Origin of the sequence: Streptomyces sp. NPDC020780, assembly GCF_044334475.1 — a bacterium.
Classification (GTDB): Bacteria; Actinomycetota; Actinomycetes; order Streptomycetales; family Streptomycetaceae; genus Streptomyces.
The window spans coordinates 1-19,267 of the sequence record NZ_JBIRTB010000012.1 but is presented as its reverse complement, the minus strand read 5'-3'; the positions used below and the strand labels follow the sequence as shown (position 1 = coordinate 19,267).

Annotated in this window: 15 protein-coding genes; 8 read left to right on the top strand and 7 right to left on the bottom strand. The window is 73.0% G+C overall.

Annotated features, from left to right (window positions below; translation table 11 throughout):
* Positions 1–51 precede the first annotated feature (51 nt).
* Together ACH4VO_RS23030 and ACH4VO_RS23025 are read left to right on the top strand one after the other, a co-directional pair.
* The gene (locus ACH4VO_RS23030) at positions 52–1,281 is read left to right on the top strand and encodes a beta-ketoacyl-[acyl-carrier-protein] synthase family protein (protein ID WP_360990572.1); all 1,230 of its coding nucleotides are present in this window, start codon (positions 52–54) and stop codon (positions 1,279–1,281) included.
* Positions 1,282–1,298: 17 nt separating this feature from the next.
* Positions 1,299–2,204, top strand: coding sequence for an alpha/beta hydrolase (locus tag ACH4VO_RS23025; RefSeq protein WP_360990530.1), 906 nt, complete (start codon positions 1,299–1,301; stop codon positions 2,202–2,204).
* 13 nt (positions 2,205–2,217) lie between these two features.
* On the opposite strand, the gene ACH4VO_RS23020 is transcribed toward ACH4VO_RS23025, so the two are convergent.
* A complete protein-coding gene (locus ACH4VO_RS23020; RefSeq protein ID WP_360990532.1) occupies positions 2,218–4,632 on the bottom strand; it encodes an endonuclease/exonuclease/phosphatase family protein in 2,415 nt (804 codons plus the stop codon).
* A gap of 605 nt (positions 4,633–5,237) precedes the next feature.
* On the bottom strand, positions 5,238–5,684 hold the full coding sequence (locus ACH4VO_RS23015; RefSeq protein WP_360990534.1) for a VOC family protein: 447 nt from the start codon (positions 5,682–5,684) through the stop codon (positions 5,238–5,240).
* 373 nt (positions 5,685–6,057) lie between these two features.
* Here ACH4VO_RS23015 and ACH4VO_RS23010 point away from each other — a divergent pair, with 373 nt between their 5' ends.
* Together ACH4VO_RS23010 and ACH4VO_RS23005 are read left to right on the top strand one after the other, a co-directional pair.
* Positions 6,058–7,554: an MFS transporter gene (locus tag ACH4VO_RS23010; RefSeq protein WP_360990537.1), complete on the top strand. Its 1,497-nt coding sequence runs from the start codon at positions 6,058–6,060 to the stop codon at positions 7,552–7,554.
* A complete protein-coding gene (locus ACH4VO_RS23005; RefSeq protein WP_360990540.1) occupies positions 7,551–8,594 on the top strand; it encodes a glutathione S-transferase C-terminal domain-containing protein in 1,044 nt (347 codons plus the stop codon). The genes ACH4VO_RS23010 and ACH4VO_RS23005 overlap by 4 nt, the downstream gene beginning before the upstream one ends.
* A gap of 29 nt (positions 8,595–8,623) precedes the next feature.
* Here the strand turns inward: ACH4VO_RS23005 and ACH4VO_RS23000 are convergent, their stop codons facing one another.
* The gene (locus ACH4VO_RS23000; RefSeq protein WP_360990542.1) at positions 8,624–9,496 is read right to left on the bottom strand and encodes a DMT family transporter; all 873 of its coding nucleotides are present in this window, start codon (positions 9,494–9,496) and stop codon (positions 8,624–8,626) included.
* Between the two features lie 93 nt (positions 9,497–9,589).
* On the opposite strand from ACH4VO_RS23000, the gene ACH4VO_RS22995 reads away from it, so the two are divergent.
* A complete protein-coding gene (locus ACH4VO_RS22995) occupies positions 9,590–10,717 on the top strand; it encodes a winged helix DNA-binding domain-containing protein (RefSeq protein WP_360990544.1) in 1,128 nt (375 codons plus the stop codon).
* Between the two features lie 4 nt (positions 10,718–10,721).
* Here ACH4VO_RS22995 and ACH4VO_RS22990 read toward each other — a convergent pair whose 3' ends face one another.
* Positions 10,722–11,579, bottom strand: coding sequence for a helix-turn-helix transcriptional regulator (locus tag ACH4VO_RS22990; protein WP_360990547.1), 858 nt, complete (start codon positions 11,577–11,579; stop codon positions 10,722–10,724).
* Between the two features lie 106 nt (positions 11,580–11,685).
* On the opposite strand from ACH4VO_RS22990, the gene ACH4VO_RS22985 reads away from it, so the two are divergent.
* Both ACH4VO_RS22985 and ACH4VO_RS22980 read left to right on the top strand, forming a co-directional pair.
* On the top strand, positions 11,686–13,362 hold the full coding sequence (locus ACH4VO_RS22985) for an AMP-binding protein (RefSeq protein ID WP_360990549.1): 1,677 nt from the start codon (positions 11,686–11,688) through the stop codon (positions 13,360–13,362).
* Positions 13,359–14,966, top strand: a complete 1,608-nt coding sequence (locus ACH4VO_RS22980; protein WP_360990551.1) for an AMP-binding protein — start codon at positions 13,359–13,361, stop codon at positions 14,964–14,966. The genes ACH4VO_RS22985 and ACH4VO_RS22980 overlap by 4 nt, the downstream gene beginning before the upstream one ends.
* A gap of 40 nt (positions 14,967–15,006) precedes the next feature.
* Here ACH4VO_RS22980 and ACH4VO_RS22975 read toward each other — a convergent pair whose 3' ends face one another.
* From ACH4VO_RS22975 to ACH4VO_RS22965, 3 genes are all read right to left on the bottom strand, one after another.
* Positions 15,007–15,228: a hypothetical protein gene (locus ACH4VO_RS22975; protein WP_360990575.1), complete on the bottom strand. Its 222-nt coding sequence runs from the start codon at positions 15,226–15,228 to the stop codon at positions 15,007–15,009.
* 71 nt (positions 15,229–15,299) lie between these two features.
* Positions 15,300–15,827 carry a GNAT family N-acetyltransferase gene (locus ACH4VO_RS22970; RefSeq protein ID WP_360990554.1) on the bottom strand — a complete coding sequence of 176 codons (528 nt, stop codon included), beginning with the start codon at positions 15,825–15,827 and terminating at the stop codon, positions 15,300–15,302.
* A gap of 20 nt (positions 15,828–15,847) precedes the next feature.
* Positions 15,848–16,561 (bottom strand): hypothetical protein, encoded by a 714-nt coding sequence (locus tag ACH4VO_RS22965; protein ID WP_360990557.1) that lies wholly within the window; start codon positions 16,559–16,561, stop codon positions 15,848–15,850.
* A gap of 282 nt (positions 16,562–16,843) precedes the next feature.
* Between ACH4VO_RS22965 and gcl the strand changes: the two genes are divergently transcribed.
* Complete coding sequence (gene gcl / locus ACH4VO_RS22960) at positions 16,844–18,628, top strand: glyoxylate carboligase (protein WP_360990559.1); 1,785 nt, start codon at positions 16,844–16,846, stop codon at positions 18,626–18,628.
* Positions 18,629–19,267: the final 639 nt, after the last annotated feature.

Genomic DNA, 19,267 nt, shown 5'->3' with positions numbered 1-19,267 from the left:
TTCGCGCGCGGCACCGCGCGGCCGGGCCTCGCACGCGGGACCACGCCGGGCATCGAGCCGTTCGACGCGGCGGTCACCGGGGTCGGCCTGGTCACGGCGGCGGGGGTGGGAGCCGGGGCGGCCTGGGACGGGGTGTGCGACGCGACCGCCGCCCCGAGCGTCCTGCACCGGGAGGAACTGGCCGGTCTCCCCTGTGACTTCATGTACACCATCACCGGCCTCGACACCGAGGCCGTCCTCGGCGTCGCCGCCCTGCGGCTGATGGACCGCTTCTCCCAGCTCGCCGTGATCGCCGCCCGCGAGGCCGTCGCCGACGCCGGACTCGACCCGTCGGTCTGGGACAGCGGCCGGGTCGCCGTCGTCATCGGCTCCGCCCACGGCGGACTGCCCTTCTACGACGCCCAGCACGCCGCGCTCACCGAGCGCGGCGCCCGCCGCGTCTCCCCGAAGCTCGCCCCGCTGACCGTGGTCAACGGGGCCGCCAGCAGCGTCGCGATGGACCTGGGCGTCCACGGGCCGAGCCAGGCCGTCTCCACGGCCTGCTCCTCGGGCACCGTCGCCATCGGCACCGCCCACCAGATGCTGCGCGCCGGCGCGTGCGACATCGTCGTCGCCGGCGGCGCCGAATCGGTGTGCTCCCGGCTGCTGATCGCCAGCGCCTGCCAGATGCGGGCGGTCTCCACCCGGCGCGACGACCCGCAGGCGGCCTGCCGCCCCTTCGACACGCACCGCGACGGCTTCGTCGTCGGCGAGGGCGCCGGGCTCCTCGTCATGGAGCGCCCGGAGCACGCCCGCGCCCGAGGGGCCACCGTCCGGGCCCGCGTCACGGGCTACGGGGCGTCCAGCGACGCCCACTCGGCCGTCGCCCCCGACCCGGACGGCCTCGGCATCGAACGGGCGCTGCGCACCGCCCTGGCCGACGCGGGCATCGACGGGGCGGAGGTCGGGCACGTGAACGCCCACGGCACCTCGACCGTCGCCAACGACCTCATCGAGGCGACCATGCTGCGGCGCGTCCTCGGCGAGCAGCCGCTCGTCACGTCCACCAAGGCGATGACCGGGCACACCCTCGGCGCCGCCGGCGGGATCGAGGCGGCGCTGACCGTGCTGGCGCTCCAGCACCAGGTGGTGCCGCCGACCGTCAACCTCGACGCGCCCGACCCCGGCATCCCCGTCGACGTGGTCACCAAGGAGGCCAGGCGGGCCACGTTCGACCACGCGGTCAAGACCTCGCTCGGATTCGGCGGCCACAACGCGGCACTCGTGCTCACCAGGGCCTGAGGGGAAGCGGGAGCACGATGTCCCAGGAGATCATCCGCACCCTGACCGTGCAGGGGCTGCGGTACGGCTACCGGGTCCTGCCCCGCGCGAAGGACACCGGCCTGCCCGGTACGGAACCCGTCCTCGTCCTCGGGGGAGCCCTGCAGGGCATGTTCGGCTGGCCGCAGATGGACGACCACCTGGGCCCGGTGGCCGACGTGGTGACCGCGGACCTGCCCGGCATGGGCACGGCGGACCCCCTGCCGCCCGGACCGAGCGCCACCGTCCTGCGCGCCGCGGTCACCGGGATCATCGACGACATCGGCGCCCCGCGGATCAACCTGTTCGGTTTCTCCTACGGCGCCGCCATCGCCTTCGGCTGCGCGCGGCACGACCCCGGACGGGTCGCCCGGCTCGTCCTCGGCGGCGTACCCGTCCACATCGGCGAGGAGCAGCGGGACTACTGGCACCGGGCGCGTCGACGGCTCGCCGAGGGCGACGCGGAGGGGTTCGCCGCGCTCGCCGCGGACGGCCTGATGTGCCTGGACCCGGAGCGGCCGGTGTACCGCGGGGAGCTGGCCAGGCGCTACGTACGGCGTTCGTTCCTGCACGCGCTCACCCACTCGGCGCACGCCGCCGACTCACTGGAGCGGGCCCTGGGGGACCGGCCGGAGTTCTCCGGGGGGCTGTCGGGCGTGCCGGCGCTGGTCTTCGCCGGGGAGCACGACACGGTGACGCCGCCGGAGCGGCAGCGGGAGTTCGCCCGGACGATCGAGGGCAGCCGGTTCCTCACCCTCGCGGACTCCGACCACTGGGTCGTACTGGAGAGACCGGAGGACGTCGCCGCACTCGTCACCCGCTTCTTCACCGACCGGCCCCTCGACCCGGCGCCGGCCCGCCTTCCGCACCAGGTCACGGCCGCGGACGGCGCGGCCGTGACCTGAGCGGGCCCGCTCGTCAGTGCTTCGGGCCGCCGCCGTTCACGTCGATCCGCACGATCTGCGGGTCGTGGTCGCTCGCCTGGTCGGCGAACTCGGCGTTGATGTGCACCACGTCGTAGTCGAAGCGGCGGACGGCGGGGCTGGTCAGGATGTGGTCCAGCGTCTGCGCGTTGCCGTCGTAGACGTAGCTGTACTGCTCGTCGGCGGGGAGCGTCGTGATCAGCGGCCGCAGGACCCCGCCCGCGGTCAGGGCGTCCATCGTCGGGGAGAACGCGAAGTCGTTCAGGTCGCCGAGCGTGATCACCCGGGCCGAGCTGTCCGCCTCCAGCAGCGACGTCACGAAGGTGTTGACCTCCGAGGCCTGCTGAACCCGCTTCGTCTCCGAACTGCGCACGGGCTCCTGGTAGCGGCCGTGCAGGGGCTGGTCGCCGCCCTTGGACGCGAAGTGGTTGCCGATGACGAAGACCGGCTTGCCGCGGAAGCGGAACTCGCCCACCAGCGGCTTACGGCTGTCGTTCCAGGCCGGGCTCGTCGGGTTGATGCGGCCCGGCGAGACGGAGAGCGTGGCGCCCTTCCTCGTCTTCACGACCTCGACGGCGGTGGTCGCGTCCCCGCCCTCCCGGTCCACGAAGTCGACCCGTACGGGGTTGTAGAGGAAGACGTTACGGATGTTGCCGCCGGGCTCGCCGCCGTCCTGGCCGTCCGCCGGGGCGACGTAGCGCCAGGCGTACCGGGGGCCGCCCGCGGCGACGATCGCGTCCGTGAAGCGCCGCAGCGTCGCCTCGGAGCCCACGGTGCCGTCCTTCACCGCACCGTTGTCGTCCTGGATCTCCTCCAGCGACACGATGTCGGGGGAGGCGAGGGCGACCGCGACACCCGTGGCCAGCGTGTCGAACTTGGACTGCTCGTCCAGCGCGTCCAGGTTCTCGACGTTGTACGTGGCGACGGCGAGCTCCTTGTGCTTCTGCTTGCGCGTCACCTCGCGCTCGAGGCCGTTGTCCTGGAGCGTGCCCAGCTCGGTGGCCTGGACGTTGTACCCGCCGTACGAGGCGTAGTCGACGACACCCGTGGTCGTGCCGGTCAGCACGTCGCCGACGTCGGCCACCGGGACCGGCTGGGCGGCGTTCAGCGACATCACCTTGAGACGGCCGGTGTTCGGGTCGTCGTACGACCTGTACAGGGTCCCGCCGCGCCGGGTCGGGTTCTCCTCGGGCTTGACCGTCACCCAGACCTCGTCGTACGCGGTCGTCGCACCGGTCACGCGGGTGTCGGCCATCGTGACCCGGGCACCCTCCAGCGATTCGTACAGATCCAGCGCGTACGCCGCCGGGTCGAGGGTCAGGCCGTCGACCGACCCGCCGCCGGCCGACGGTACGTAACCGTCCGGGACCGAGGCGGCGTCCAGGACGACGGGCGCGGGCAGGGCGTTGCCCGAGGACAGGACCGTGGTCAGCGGCGCGGTGATCTGGGTGAGCGACTGGGTCGCGGTGCCCGGGTAGTACTCGGCCACCTTGCCGCTGACCAGCACCGAGTCCCCGACCGCGACGGTGGGGGCGGCGGAGCCGGTGTAGACGAACAGGCCCTCGCTCGTACGGGCGTCGGCGTCCGGCGCGGTGTCCTGGATCCAGAAGCCGCGCGAACCGGAGGAGCGTACGCCGGTGACGACGCCGGGCACCCCGGTCACCGGCCGGCCGGCGAACGGGGAGACGCGGGTCGTGCCCTGGATGTCGTGCACCCGCACGGTACCGGGCTCGGTCGGGCCGCCGGGCTCGCCCGGGCCGCTTCCGCCCGCGCTCTCGCCGGCCGCGTTGACCGGCGTCGGGGTGCCCGCGGTCAGGTCGGCCGCGTTGTCGTCGGTGTCCGCGAGGGAGGCGCCGCGCGCCACGGAGGCGGTGGCCGAAGCGCCCGTCACCGGACCGCTGCCCTCGCGCACGGCCGCGGAGCCGTAGCCGACGAGGTCGACGATCCGCGTGTCGGCCGCACAGTCCGCGACGGTCTTGCAGGTCAGCGGGGTGGTGCCGGAGACGAGCGCGACGGTGCCGCTCGACGCGGACATCGCGACCGTGCCGGTGGCGTCCGCGGCCGGGAGCGCCACCGTGCCGCCGGTGCCCGCCGCCTGGGCGACGAGGTAGCGGCCACCGGGCGCGAGGGAGCCGGTCAGCGCGGACACCTGCCACAGCGAGCCGGCGGACGGACTGCCCGGCAGGTACTGGACGCTGAGACCGGACAGGCCGAACGTGCCCGAACCCGCGTTGGCCAGCTCGATGAAGTCACGGGTGAGCGTCGCGCCGGAGTTGCCTCCGCCCCCGTACACCTCGGAGATGACGGCGGTGGACGACGGCGCCGCGAACGCGGCGGGCAGCGCGGTCACCGAAAGGGTCACGGCGACGGCGCCGGCCAGCAGGGCGGAGCCGGGTCTGGCTATCTGCACGGGAACTGCCCCTTACATGGTAGTGAGAGGGCAAAAGCTATGCGCGTAGACCAGAGGTGACAAGGGATCGAAAGGTTAATTCCTGGAAACGGAAGGGCCGGTGCCCTGCCTTGTACCTCATCGGGCAGGCGGGGTACAGGAGTTGAGCCCCCGCCGCCTCGGACCATTCCCGCGCCCCGGACCACCCCCGCCCCCGCGGGAACGGCCGCCTGCCGTCAGCGCCCACCCGGCGGGCGGCGCCTGCCCGGGTGCGGTGCCGCGGACCGCGCCCCTGCAGGTGGGCTCGACGCCGTCCGCCCCTCAAGTCCTGGTCGTCCGCAGGCAGCCGACCACCGCCGCTGCTCGCCTGCCGCCGGTACCGCCGCTCACCCGCCGTCGCCCCCTGCGGCCTCCGCCCCTGCGGGTGGGCTCGACGCCGTCCGCCCCTCAAGTCCTGGTCGGCCGCAGGCAGCCGACCACCGCCGCATGCCTGCGGCCCGCACCCGCCCGGCGGTCGGCGCCCGGGTGCGGTGCCGCGGACCCCGCCCCGGCGGGCGGGCTCGACGCCGTCCGCACGGGCGGCCCCGGCCCTTCGCCACCACGCGCCGCCACTCACCCTCCGCCGCTCACCGGGCGGGCGCCGCGCCGTCTTCGGGGCTGACCTGCTCCGGACGGTTCCGCGCCCGCCGGGCCGGGGACACCGCCAGGGAGAAGGAATGGCCGGCGGGGTCGTTGTAGACGCGGACGTCGCTCGGCCCGTTGTTGCTCTCCCGCGTGTCCACCGGCCGGGCGCCGAGGCCTATCGCCTCGCGCTCGGCCTCGTCCATGTCTCCCGGGTCCACCAGGATGCGCAGGTGCGCCTGCTGGGAGTCCTCGGGGCGCGGCCAGCTCGGCGGCGCGTAACCGTGGTCGCGGCGGACGGCCAGGTGCACCCCGTCGTGGCCGACGATCTCGACGAAGTCGGGGTCGTCCGCCCGGCGCGTCTCGGCGCCGAGGAGGCTCGCATAGAACAGCGCGAGCTCGGCGGGTTCGGCGCAGTCCAGAACCAGAACACTCGTTTTTCCGACAGTCATGTTCCACCGGTACCCCCGTCCGGGAGTGGCACGCCGGTACGGGGCGGCGACCTCCGTCCGGACCGGGCCCGCGCGGGCCGCCCGTCCCGCTCACGGGGAACGTACGGGCGAGCGCCCCGGCACGAACGAGATCCTGAGGGTGGTAGGGCACCGCGCGGCTGCGCTGCGGTCCGGGACGCCGTCCGGCGCCCGTGTCTGAGGGGCCGCCCCGCGATCCCCGGCGAGTGCGCCACCACGGCTACGGCACCTCACCGCGTCACGGGGACGGGCGCACACCACCCGCCTCCGGGCGTCCCTCCCCCGTGCGCTGCACCGCCTCCGCCTTCGCGCGCTGATCCACCGGGAAAGGCGGGACTGCCCGTAGGGTGCGGTCATGGCAGAGAGCACGGGGCAGGGGAACGCGGCCGCTTCCGAGGCCGGACCCGCCGACCCCCGTCGCTGGCGGGCTCTCGCCGTCTGCCTCGTGGCGGGCTTCATGACGTTGCTCGACGTGTCCATCGTCAACGTGGCGCTGCCGTCCATCAAGACGGGACTGCGGACCCCGGAGTCCGACCTGCAGTGGGTGCTGTCCGGGTACGCGCTCGCCTTCGGGCTCGTCCTCATCCCCGGGGGCCGGCTCGGCGACGCCCGCGGACGCCGTGCGGTGTTCATGGCGGGGCTCGCCCTGTTCACCCTGTCCTCCGCCGCCTGCGGGGCCGCCCAGTCCAGCACCTGGCTCGTGGTCGCCCGGCTCGTCCAGGGCGCGGCGGGCGGACTGCTCGCCCCTCAGATCTCCGCGCTGATCCAGCAGATGTTCTCCGGCCGCGAACGGGGCCGCGCCTTCGGCATGTTCGGCACCGTCGTCGGCATCTCCACCGCCGTCGGACCTCTGCTGGGCGGGCTGCTCATCCAGGTGGCCGGAGCCCAGGAGGGCTGGCGCTGGGTGTTCTACGTCAACCTGCCCATCGGGCTCGTCTGCCTCCTGCTGGCCCGGCGGCTGCTCCCGGACACCCCGTCCGCGACCCGGGTCCGGCCGCGCGACCTCGACCCGCTCGGCGTGCTGCTCCTCGGCGCCGGGGTGCTCGCCCTGCTGCTGCCGTTCGTCCAGGCCCAGCAGTGGCCGGGCAACGGAAAATGGCTGCTCCTGGTGGTGGCTCTGGCGCTGCTCACCGTGTTCACCGTCTGGGAGGCGTACAGCGCCGGACGCCATGTCCAGCCGGTGCTGAACCTCGCGCTCTTCCGGCTCCGGTCCTTCTGGCTGGGGTGCCTGATGATCCTTCTGTACTTCGCGGGCTTCACCTCGATCTTCTTCATCACCACGCTCTACTTCCAGTCCGGACTGCATTACAGCGCCCTCGAGGCGGGTCTGGCGATCACCCCGTTCGCGGTGGGCGCCGGTGCCTCCGCCGGCCTCGGCGGCCGGCTGGTCCACCGCTTCGGACGCCCGCTGATCGTCGTCGGACTCGCCATGGTGGCCACCGGGCTCGGCCTCACCGCACTGGCCGCCCACCTGGTACCCGGACGGGGCGCCGGACTCGCCATGGCCGCGCCGCTGCTGCTGGCCGGCCTCGGCAGCGGTCTCGTCATCGCCCCCAACCAGACCCTCACCCTCTCCGAGGTCCCCGTGCCGAACGCGGGCAGCGCCGGAGGCACCCTGCAGACCAGCCAGCGTGTCGGATCGGCCATCGGGATCGCCGCCGTGGGCTCGGTCTTCTTCGCCCGGCTGGGCGAGGACGGCTGGGCGGACGCCTACGACCGAGGGCTGATCGTCTCGGTGGCCTTCGTCCTTGCCGGGCTGATCGTCGCCGTGGCCGATGTCGTGGCCGGCCGGCGGGGAAGAGGAGACGGGGAGAGGGAACCGACACCCCGAGCGACGAGGAGAACACCATGACCGGCACAGCGGACCACCCGGCCGACCCGGAGCCCGGCGGGAACACGTCGTACGGCCACAAGCCCTTCAAGCGGTCCCGCAGCCACTTCGCCGACCGCGTCACCGCCGACGGACGCGACGGCTGGCCCGTCGAGGCGGGACGCTACCGGCTGGTCGTCAGCCGGGCCTGCCCCTGGGCGAGCCGGTCGCTGGTCTCCCGGCGGCTGCTCGGCCTGGAGAGTGCCCTGTCCCTGGCCGTCACCGACCCCCTCCAGGACGACCGCAGCTGGCGCTTCACCCTGTACGAGGGCGGTCGCGACCCGGTGCTGGGCATCCGCTACCTGAGCGAGGCCTACGACGCCCGGGAGCGGGACTACCCCGGCGGTGTCAGCGTGCCGGCGATCGTCGACGTACCGAGCGGCCGGCTCGTCACCAACGACTACCAGCAGATCACCCTCGACCTGGCCACCGAGTGGACGGACCTGCACCGCCCCGGCGCTCCCGACCTCTACCCCGAGCGGCTGCGCGGCGAGATCGACGAGGTGATGGAGGGCATCTACCGGGACGTCAACAACGGCGTCTACCGGGCCGGATTCGCCAGCGGGCAAGGCGAGTACGAAGCCGCCTACGTCGACGTGTTCCGCCGCCTCGACCTGGTCTCCGAGCGGCTCGCCGGGCAGCGCTACCTGGTCGGGGACACCATCACCGAGGCGGACATCCGGCTGTTCACCACCCTGGTGCGGTTCGACGCCGTGTACCACGGCCACTTCAAGTGCAACCGGACGAAGCTCAGCGAGGACCCGGTCCTCTGGGCGTACGCCCGCGACCTCTACCAGACACCCGGCTTCGGTGACACCGTCGACTTCGACCACATCAAGCAGCACTACTACCAGGTGCACACCGGCATCAACCCCACCGGCATCGTGCCGCTGGGACCCGACCTGTCCGGCTGGCTGACCCCGCACCACAGGGAGCAGTTGGGCGGTCGGCCGTTCGGCGACGGCACCCCGCCCGGTCCGGTGCCGCCCGGTGAGGAGGTACCCGCCGCGGGCCGCCCCTGACCGGGCGGCCGGGGGCGGCGCCCCGCGGGTCACGTGACCCTCGGCGGCGGCCCCGCGCCCCCGGAGGCCAGCGGCGAACGGGCCAGCACCACGCAGCCCACGGCGATCAGGGCGATCCCGGCCAGCTGGGGCAGCAACCACCAGCCGGTCCGCAGCTCCTCGCTGTACAGCGTCACCCCGTACAGCACGCTGATCAGCGCGTCCCCGAGCGTCAGCATCGGCTGCACGGCCACCAGCGTGCCCGCCTGCAGCGCGTTCTGGAGCAGGAACAGCGCGCCGACACCGGCCACGGCCGTGGCGTACAGCTGCCAGGCCGTCAGCAGGGCCACCGGACCACCCCCCGCCTCCAGCCGCGCCATGGCGTCCTTCATCAGCGCCGCCGTCAGCGCGTACGCGCAGGCCGCCGCCAGACCGAGCAGGGCGGCCCGGGTGTTGGCGCGCAGCGCGAGCGCGGCGGCGATCAGGGCGGTCTCGAAGAGACCGGTGAGGACCAGGGCCGGGACCCACGCGGCCCCCCGCACACTCCCGCTCCCCCCGACAGGCGCGGCGGAGGCCATGGCGAGCGCCAGGCCGAGCGTCATCGCCCCCACCCCGAGCCACGCGGTCCGGGGCAACCCGGCCCGCATGACGAAACCGGCGAGCAGCAGCGTCGCGGGCAGCTCGATCACGAAGATCGGCTGGACCACGGCGATCGGGCCGGTGGCCAGCGCCACGGCCTGGCAGACCGCCGCAAGGATCACCAGGGCGATCCCGCCGAGCCACACCTTCTGGCGCAGCAGGTAGCCGAACAGTGACAGGCGCATCGTCTCGCCGTGCGGCACCTTCAGGGCGGCGCGCCGCTGGAGTACCGACGCGGCCCCGTTGCTGAGGGCGGTCAGGACGGCGAACAGGACACTGATCACGTCACCATCATGGCGGCCGGCCGGGCCTCACCTGCGATACCGCGTCCCTGGGGGTGTCGGACACGCCTGGCTGCGGCGCGTACCCTGCGGCCCATGGCCGTGAAGCATCCTCCCGTACTCTCCACCCGGGCCCTCAACAGGGCAACGCTGGCACGCCAGTTGCTGCTGAGCCGTACCGCCGCACCGGTGGCGGGCACCGTCCGGCACCTGCTCGGGCTGCAGGCGCAGAACACCAGGCCGCCGTACTTCCAGCTCTTCGCCCGGCTCGAGGGCTTCGACCCGGGGGACCTCTCCGCGCTCATGGAGTCCCGCGAGGTGGTCAGGATCGTCACCCTGCGCTCGACCCTCCACACCCACACCGCCGAGGACGCCCTCGCCCTGCGCCCGCTGGTACAGCCGGCCCGCCAACGGGAGCTCGCCGTGTTCCGGCACGGGCTCACGGGAGTGGACCTCGACCGGCTCGCCGCCCTCAGCAGGGAACTCGTGGAGGAACGGCCCCGGACCATGAAGGAGTTGAGGCAGGAGCTGCTGGTCCACTGGCCGGAGGCCGACCCCCGGGCCCTCGCGGTCGCCGCCCGCTGCCTGCTGCCGCTCGTCCAGGTGACCCCGCGCGGGTTGTGGGGCCGCAGCGGACAGGTCGCCCTGACGACGGCCGAGCACTGGCTGGGCCGCCCGCCGGGGCCCGCGGCCTCGCCCGAGGAGACCGTGCTGCGCTATCTCGGCGCGTTCGGGCCCGCGTCGGTGAAGGACATGCAGACGTGGGCCGGCCTCACCCGGATGCGCGAGGTGTTCGAACGGCTGCGACCGCGGCTGGTCACCTTCCGCGACGGGAGCGGCACGGAGCTCTTCGACCTGCCCGACGCCCCGCGTCCCGACCCGGACACCCCGGCCCCACCGCGCTTCCTGCCCGAGTTCGACAACCTTCTGCTCGGCCACGCCGACCGCACCCGGGTGATCCCGCCCGCCCTCAAGGGCCGCAACGGGGTCGGCAACCAGTCCTACGGCACCGTGCTCGTCGACGGCTTCCTGGCCGCGCTCTGGCGCCTCGACGAGACCGCGGACAAGGCGACCGTCACCGTCCAGGACCTGGGCGCACTCGGCCCCGCCCGGCGTGCGGAGATCGCGGAGGAGGCCGAGCACATGATGACGGTGATGTCGCCCGCACCCGCCTGCGACGTCCGGTTCGCCGCCTTCGTCGACTTCCCCGACCGCCAGGCCTGATCCCTCACGGCAGCAGCCCCGCCCGGCGCGCGGCCACCACCGCCTCCAGGCGGGTGTGGGCGCTCAGCTTGCGCATCGCGGAGCGCAGGTAGCCCTTCACGGTCTCCGGGCGCAGCCCGAGCCGCTCGGCCGCCGACGCGTTCGTCGCCCCGGAGGCGACGCAGGCGATCACGTCCAGCTCGCGGGGCGCCAGCCGTACGGCAGGGGCCGCGGCAGAGCCGGCCGGCCCCGCTCCCGTGTCCGCGGCCGAGGCGAGGCGTCCGCACACGGCGAGCAGTTCCCCCCGCAGGGCCGGGTCGCTGATCCGCGGGGCCAGCGCGCGCAGCTCGCGGTGGGCCTCACGGACGTCCTCCCAGGTGCCGGAGCCGGCACCCGGGCCGCCCAGGTGCTCCCGGGTGGCCGCCAGCAGCTCCCGCACCTCGTCCCGGACGGCCAGTGCCTGCTCCACGTCACGGGCGGCCGCGGTGGCCGCGTCGAACGTACGGTCCCCGAGGGTGAGCGGTGCGCGCAGCGCCCCGTACAGCACTCCGCGCACCGTGCGGCGCACGACGACGGGCACCGCGACGACCGAGCGCAGGCCCTCCGCGGCCACCGCCACGTCGTACTCGTGGCTGATGTGGCGGGAGGAGGGATAGTCGGTCACCGCACACGGGCGCGACAGGGCGATCGCCTTGCCGCCCAGTCCGCTGCCCGCCGAGATGACGAGTCCGCGCAGCGCGGTGGTCTGCGCGCCGTTCAGCTCGGCGATCCGGGCGTGGCGGGCGTCGGAGAGCAGTCCGCCGAACACCATGGGCAGCCCGCTGGTGCGGCGCAGCCGCAGCAGCGCCGCCTGCAGTTCGATCGCCTCGCCCGGTTCCGGCACGCCGATGACTCTCCGCCCTGAAGGTCCTCCCCCCCGTTCGGGGGTGGTGAGATCTGGGTCACTGTTCACATGATGTTAAAGGACGGGTTCGTCATGAGGAGGGCACATGCCGGCAACGAGCGCGACGCAGAGGTTCCGGGTGGCCCGGGACTTCCTGCTGGAACACCGCGAGGACTACGAGAAGGCCTACGAGGGCTTCCGCTGGCCCCGCTCGGACCACTTCAACTGGGCGCTCGACTGGTTCGACGTCATCGCCGAGGGCAACGACCGAACCGCCCTGCACATCGTGGAGGAGGACGGCGGACGCACCGAGGTCTCCTTCGCCGCGATGGCGGCCAGGTCCAACCGGGCCGCGAACTGGATGCGGGCCCGGGGCGTCAGGGCCGGCGACCGGATCCTGGTCATGCTCGGAAACCAGGCCGAACTGTGGGAGACGGCCCTCGCCGCGATGAAGCTGCGCGCCGTCGTCATCCCGGCCACGCCGCTGCTGGGCCCGGCCGACCTGCGCGACAGGGTGGAGCGCGGCAAGGTGCGCCACGTCCTGGCCCGGACGCAGGACGCGGCCAAGTTCGACGAGGTGCCCGGCGACTACACCCGTATGGCGGTGGGCGGAGACCTGGAGGGCTGGCTGTCCTACAGCGAGGCCGAGGCGGCACCGGACAGGTTCACGGCGGACCGGGAGACCGACGCCGACGAACCCCTGATGCTCTACTTCACCTCCGGGACGACGGCGAGCCCCAAGCTGGTCGAGCACACCCACGTCTCGTACCCGGTCGGGCATCTGGCCACCATGTACTGGATCGGGCTCAAGCCCGGTGACGTCCACCTGAACATCTCCTCGCCCGGCTGGGCGAAGCACGCCTGGTCGAACCTCTTCGCCCCGTGGAGCGCCGAGGCCACCGTCTTCATCTTCAACTACGACCGCTTCGACGCGGCCCGGCTGATGGCGGAGATGGACCGCTCGCGCGTGACCAGCTTCTGTGCCCCGCCCACCGTCTGGCGCATGCTGATCCAGGCCGACCTCTCGCAGTTGAGGACCCCGCCGCGCGAGGTCGTCGCGGCGGGCGAACCGCTCAACCCCGAGGTCATCGAGACGGTACGGCGCGCCTGGGGCGTCACCATCAGGGACGGCTTCGGCCAGACGGAGACCGCCGTCCAGGTGGCCAACACCCCGGGGCAGCCGCTGAAGGCCGGTTCCATGGGCCGCCCCAGCCCCGGCTTCACGGTGGAACTCCTCGACCCGGTGACCGGCGAACCGGGCGCCGCCGAGGGGGAGATCTCGCTCGACCTCGCCACCGCGCCGGTGGGGCTGATGACGGGCTATCACGGGGATCCGGAGCGCACGGCCGAGGCGATGGCCGGCGGCTACTACCGCACCGGGGACATCGGATCCCGTGACGAGGACGGTTACATCACGTACGTGGGCCGCGCGGACGACGTGTTCAAGGCCTCCGACTACAAGATCTCGCCGTTCGAGCTGGAGAGCGCCCTGCTGGAGCACGAGGCGGTGGCCGAGGCGGCGGTCGTGCCGGCCCCCGACCCGGTGCGGCTCGCCGTCCCGAAGGCGTACGTCGTGCTCGCGGAGGGCTGGGAGCCCGGTCCGGAGACGGCGAAGGTGCTGTTCGCGCACTCCCGCGCCGTCCTCGCCCCGTACAAGCGCCTGCGCAGGCTGGAGTTCGCCGAGCTGCCCAAGACGGTGTCCGGCAAGATCCGCCGGATCGAACTGCGCGAGCGCACCGCCCAGGGAACCGGCACCGAGTTCGACGAGGGGGACCTGCGATGATCGGGCCGTCCTACGCGCACGGCACCGGCACGACCGCCCTGCTCGGCGACACCATCGGCCGCAACCTGGCCCGCGCGGTGGAGGCCTTCCCGGAGCGGGAGGCGCTGGTCGACGTGGTGTCCGGGCGCCGCTGGACGTACGCGGAGTTCGGCGCGGACGTGGAGGAGCTGGCCCGCGGGCTGATGGCGTCGGGGGTGGCCAAGGGCGACCGGGTCGGCATCTGGGCGGTCAACTGCCCGGAGTGGGTACTCGTGCAGTACGCGACGGCCCGCATCGGCGCCGTCATGGTCACCATCAATCCGGCCTACCGGGCGCACGAGTTGGAGTACGTACTCCACCAGGCCGGGATCTCCCTCCTGGTGGCCTCGCTCGCCCACCGCACCAGCGACTACCGCGCGCTCGTCGGCCAGGTGCGCGCCGACTGCCCCGAGTTGCGCGCCGTCCACTACATCGGCGACCCGTCGTGGGACGAGCTGACTACGGCGTCACAGTCCGTCACCCTGGAGCAGTTGTACGCCCGTGAGGCGGAGTTGTCCTGCGACGACCCGATCAACATCCAGTACACCTCGGGCACCACCGGCTTCCCGAAGGGAGCCACGCTCTCCCACCACAACATCCTCAACAACGGCTACTTCGTGGGGGAGTTGATTGCCTACACCGAGCACGACAGGGTCTGCCTGCCGGTGCCCTTCTACCACTGCTTCGGCATGGTCATGGGGAATCTCGGGATCACCTCGCACGGCGCCTGCATCGTGATCCCGGCCCCGGCCTTCGAGCCCGCCGCCGTGCTGGCCGCCGTCCAGCAGGAGCGCTGCACCTCGCTCTACGGCGTACCGACGATGTTCATCGCGGAGCTGAACCTCCCCGGCTTCTCCTCGTACGACCTCTCCTCGCTGCGGACCGGGATCATGGCCGGGTCGCCGTGCCCCGTCGAGGTGATGAAGAGGGTCGTCGCCGAGATGCACATGGCGGAGGTGTCCATCTGCTACGGCATGACGGAGACCTCGCCCGTGTCCACCCAGACCCGCCGGGACGACGACCTCGATCGCCGCACCGGCACGGTGGGCCGGGTGATGCCGCACATCGAGGTGAAGGTGATCGACCCGGTGACGGGGGTGACGGTGCCGCGTGGCGAGGCCGGTGAGCTGTGCACCCGCGGTTACAGCGTGATGCTCGGGTACTGGGACCAGCCCGGGCGGACCGCCGAGGTTGTCGACGCGGGCCGGTGGATGCACACCGGGGACCTCGCGGTGATGCGGGACGACGGCTACGTCCGGATCGTCGGCCGGATCAAGGACATGATCATCCGCGGCGGAGAGAACGTGTACCCGCGGGAGATCGAGGAGTTCCTCCACGGTCACCCGAAGATCGCCGACGTCCAGGTGGTCGGGGTGCCCGACGACACGTACGGCGAGGAGATCCTGGCCTGCGTCATTCCGCGCGACCCCGCGGACCCGCCGACGCTGGAGGACGTGACGGCGTACTGCCGTGAGCAGTTGGCGCACTACAAGATCCCGCGCCGACTGCGCGTGCTGGAGGCCTTCCCGATGACCGTGAGCGGCAAGGTCCGGAAGGTCGAACTGCGCGAGGGCTACGGCGTCTGAGGGGTCCGGCCCGGAGCGCCGGGCCGGACCGGGCGGCGGATCAGGCTGCTTCGATGATGTCGGAGCTGATGCCCTGGGTCGCCGCCGCCCACTCGATGAGCAGCACCTCGTACGCCGCGGACTCCACGGACGACCAGTCCTGGCCGGCCCGGGCGTCCACGAGTGCACGGATCGCCTCGTTCGCCTCGACGGCGGCCGGATGTGTCGGCTGCATCGGGAGGACGGGCGTGGAGGGGATGGGGAGCCGATGAGTTAAGACCATGTCTTCACTCTACGTCCCCATACTGACAACAGCCCGAACATATGCGGCTGGCGGGGCACAGGTGACCGAAATCATGGCCTCGTGCCTCCGGCACTTTCGCGGCGCATGCAGACGCGCGGTCGGCGGTCCAGGCCGAGCCGGGCCTCCCGCGCCCTGATCGCCCGCAGCCCTGCGCCGATCTCGTCCTCGGCCAGTGTCCGGAAACCGAGACGGGTGTAGTACGGCGCGTTCCAGGGGACTTCGGCGAACGTGGTCAGGGTGAGAGCCCTCAGCCCCTGCTCCCCGGCCCGGTCGGCGAGGTGGTCGATGAGGCCCCGCCCCACGCCCTGGCGGGATGCCGCCGGGAGGACCGAGACCTGCTCGATGTGGGCGGCCGAGTCGACCCGGCCGGCGATCAGGTAGCCGACGGGGCGGTCCGTCTCCTCGTCCGCGGCCACCCAGCAGTGTCCGTCGAGGAGATAGTGCCGCAGCAGCCCGAGAGACGGCGGCTCGTCGTCCGCGACCTCGTGCATGCCGAGGGCGCGGAACGGCTCGCCCGCGGCGCGCTCGATGTCCTGGAGCAGGGGGAGTTCGGACCGGCGGGCGGAACGGAGGCGCACGGGGGCAGTATGGCCGACCGTCACGGGCCCGTGCTGACCAGTGCGTCGGCGGGGCCGTTGACCGGCTGCGGGGTCCCCGTGAGGTCCATGACGAAGAGCGGGACGGCGAGACCGTCGGCGCGGGAGCGGGCGTCACGCGTGTAGCCGGCGAGGGAGAAGAGGACTGCGGTCACCGAGGTGTTGAGGCCGTGGAGCCAGAGGCACTCGACCTCGCGCGGGGTGGTCGCCCGCGTGGTCGAGTCGACCTGTGCGATGAGCCCGGCCGCCCGCAGGTCTATCCGGGAACTCGACCGCACCTCGGACTGGACGACCTCGCGGTAACCCAGCCACGTGAGGTAGAGGGCGGCTGCGCTCACCGCGTCGCGGGCCGTGCGGATCACCAGGGGCCGGAACGCCGGGCGGTCACGCGCGGCCGTGGGCGGCGGGGGCGCGGGGGAGGGGCCGGCCGGGGCGGGGGGCGTGGTGCCCCGCGCCGCCACCGGTCGTACGGGTATGCGCAGCACGGCCCCGCAGGGACAGCAGAGTTCGGGATGCGGCCACTGGTCGCGCCGCCCGCAGGAGTGGCAGCGCACACTCACCCAGTCGTCGTTCCAGGTGCGGTGCGTTATCGGTTCGACCGGGGCGCCGTGCATCAGGGGCGGGGCGGTGGGGGAGCCGCACGGGCAGGGGTAGACCGGCGTGATGTACGCGTGGTCCCGGCGGCAGACCGGGCAGCGCACCGGTACGGATTCCACGTGCTCCCCCTTCCCGGCGCCGGCCCGGCGGCGACCGCGGCGCGTGCCCCCATCGTCCACCAGGAACGGGTCTGCGGGCAGCTACTTGGCGCACTTCCTCCGTCCCGCCTCCCCATGCCGTCTTCCGCCGTCTCCGGCCCCTGACCTTCTCGTCCCTTGACGGCCGTGCGGGCCCGCCCTAGATTGATTCCACATAGCAGAACAAGATTTCCGTCATGCGGAATTGGTCTCTCAGGTGGCGCGACAGAGCCCGAATCCACCACGTCCGAGCAGGAGCACTCCATGCCTCGTATGACCGCTGCCCGAGCGGCAGTCGAGATCCTCAAGCGTGAAGGCGTCAGCAACGCGTTCGGTGTGCCGGGTGCGGCGATCAACCCGTTCTACGCGGCGCTCAAGGCAGCCGGCGGGGTGCACCACACCCTCGCCCGCCACGTCGAGGGCGCCTCCCACATGGCCGAGGGCTACACGCGTGCCGCGGCGGGGAACATCGGTGTCTGCATCGGCACGTCGGGTCCGGCCGGCACCGACATGATCACCGGTCTGTACTCCGCCATCGCCGACTCCGTGCCGATCCTCTGCATCACCGGCCAGGCCCCGACGGCCGTGCTCCACAAGGAGGACTTCCAGGCCGTCGACATCGCGTCGATCGCCGCACCGGTGACCAAGGCAGCCACGACCGTCCTGGAGGCCGCCCAGGTCCCGGGCGTCTTCCAGCAGGCCTTCCACCTGATGCGTACCGGACGTCCCGGCCCCGTCCTCGTCGACCTGCCGATCGACGTGCAGCTCACCGAGATCGAGTTCGACCCCGACCTGTACGAGCCGCTGCCGGTACACAAACCCGCGGCGACCCGCAAGCAGATCGAGCGGGCCGTCGAGATGCTCAACGCCTCCGAGCGCCCGCTGCTCGTCGCGGGCGGCGGCGTCATCAACGCCGACGCCTCCGGTCTCCTGGTGGAGTTCGCCGGACTGACCGGCGTTCCGGTCGTCCCCACCCTGATGGGCTGGGGCATCCTGCCGGACGACCACGAGCTGAACGCGGGCATGGTCGGTCTGCAGACCTCCCACCGCTACGGCAACGCGACCTTCCTGGAGTCCGACTTCGTCCTCGGCATCGGCAACCGCTGGGCCAACCGCCACACCGGCAGGCTCGACGTCTACACCCGGGGCCGCACCTTCGTCCACGTCGACATCGAACCCACCCAGCTGGGCAGGATCTTCGCCCCGGACCTCGGCATCGCCTCCGACGCCCGGGCCGCGCTGGAGCTGTTCGTCGAGGTGGCGCGCGAGCTGAAGGCGGCGGGCGGGCTGAAGGACCGCTCGCAGTGGGCGGTCTCCACCCAGGAGCGCCGCGCGACGCTGCAGCGCCGTACGCACTTCGACGACGTGCCCCTGAAGCCGCAGCGGGTGTACGAGGAGATGAACCGGGCGTTCGGCCCCGAGACCCGTTACGTCACCACCATCGGCCTCTCGCAGATCGCGGGGGCGCAGATGCTGCACGTCTACCGACCGCGCCACTGGATCAACTGCGGACAGGCCGGGCCGCTCGGCTGGACGATCCCGGCGGCGCTGGGTGTCGCCACGGCCGACCCCGAGGGCTCCGTCGTCGCGCTCTCCGGCGACTACGACTTCCAGTTCATGCTGGAGGAACTGGCGGTCGGGGCGCAGCACCGCATCCCGTACGTCCACGTGCTGGTGAACAACTCCTACCTGGGGCTCATCCGGCAGGCACAGCGCGCCTTCGACATCGACTTCCAGGTCAACCTGGAGTTCGAGAACCTCAACTCACCGGAGCTGGGCGTCTACGGCGTGGACCACGTCAAGGTCGTCGAAGGCCTGGGCTGCAAGGCGATCCGGGTCACCGAGCCCGACCGGCTGCTGCCGGCCTTCGAGGAGGCGAAGAAACTGGCCGCCGAGTTCCGGGTGCCGGTGGTGGTCGAGGCCATCCTGGAGCGGGTCACCAACATCTCGATGAGCGGGTCCGACATCGCGTCGGTCAACGAGTTCGAGGACGTGGCGTCGGAGCCGGGCCACGCGCCGACGGCGATCCGCGCGCTGACGGTCTCCTGACCGACCCGCCCACGGGTGGGAGGGCCTCGGCGGCCCGCAGGCCGCCGAGGCCCTCCTGCTGTGCCGGACCCGCCGCTCGTCGCCTTACGTCGCTCGGGTCGACGACCGCCCCGTACCGTCCGCGGATGTCCACCACCAACACCGCTGCCGTCGTCGGCGCCGGTCCGCGCAGGTGCCGGGGGACGGGCGGATCGCTCTCCGCCTGCGGCCCCGAGCTCCCGACTGGCACCTCCGGGCTGCTGCGCGCGGTGTCCCGGGACAGCTTCCGCGGGATGTTCGACGGCGGCCGGTTCCGGCGTGTCCGGGCCGGGTTCGGGCCCGTCGGTTTCGGACCGCACCCTCGGTCGCGCTCGACGAGGCGCCGGCGGCGTTCGACGTGACCGTACGGTGACGCCTCGGCGATCGGGTGGAGGCGCCGTGTCCCGGCGGCGAAGACACCGTCCGGGACGCCGCCGGTCCGTCTGGGACCGGTGCCGTAGGGCGCCATGGCCCGCGCGACGAACGGCGCAGGGGTGGGCCCCCCCCCCCCCCCCCGGGGGGGCCCCCCCCCCCCGGGGGGGGGGGGGGCCGCGCCCCCCCGGCGGGGGCGCGCCGGGCCCGCCGGGGCCCCCGCCCACACGGGTGGGGCCGGCCCCCCGG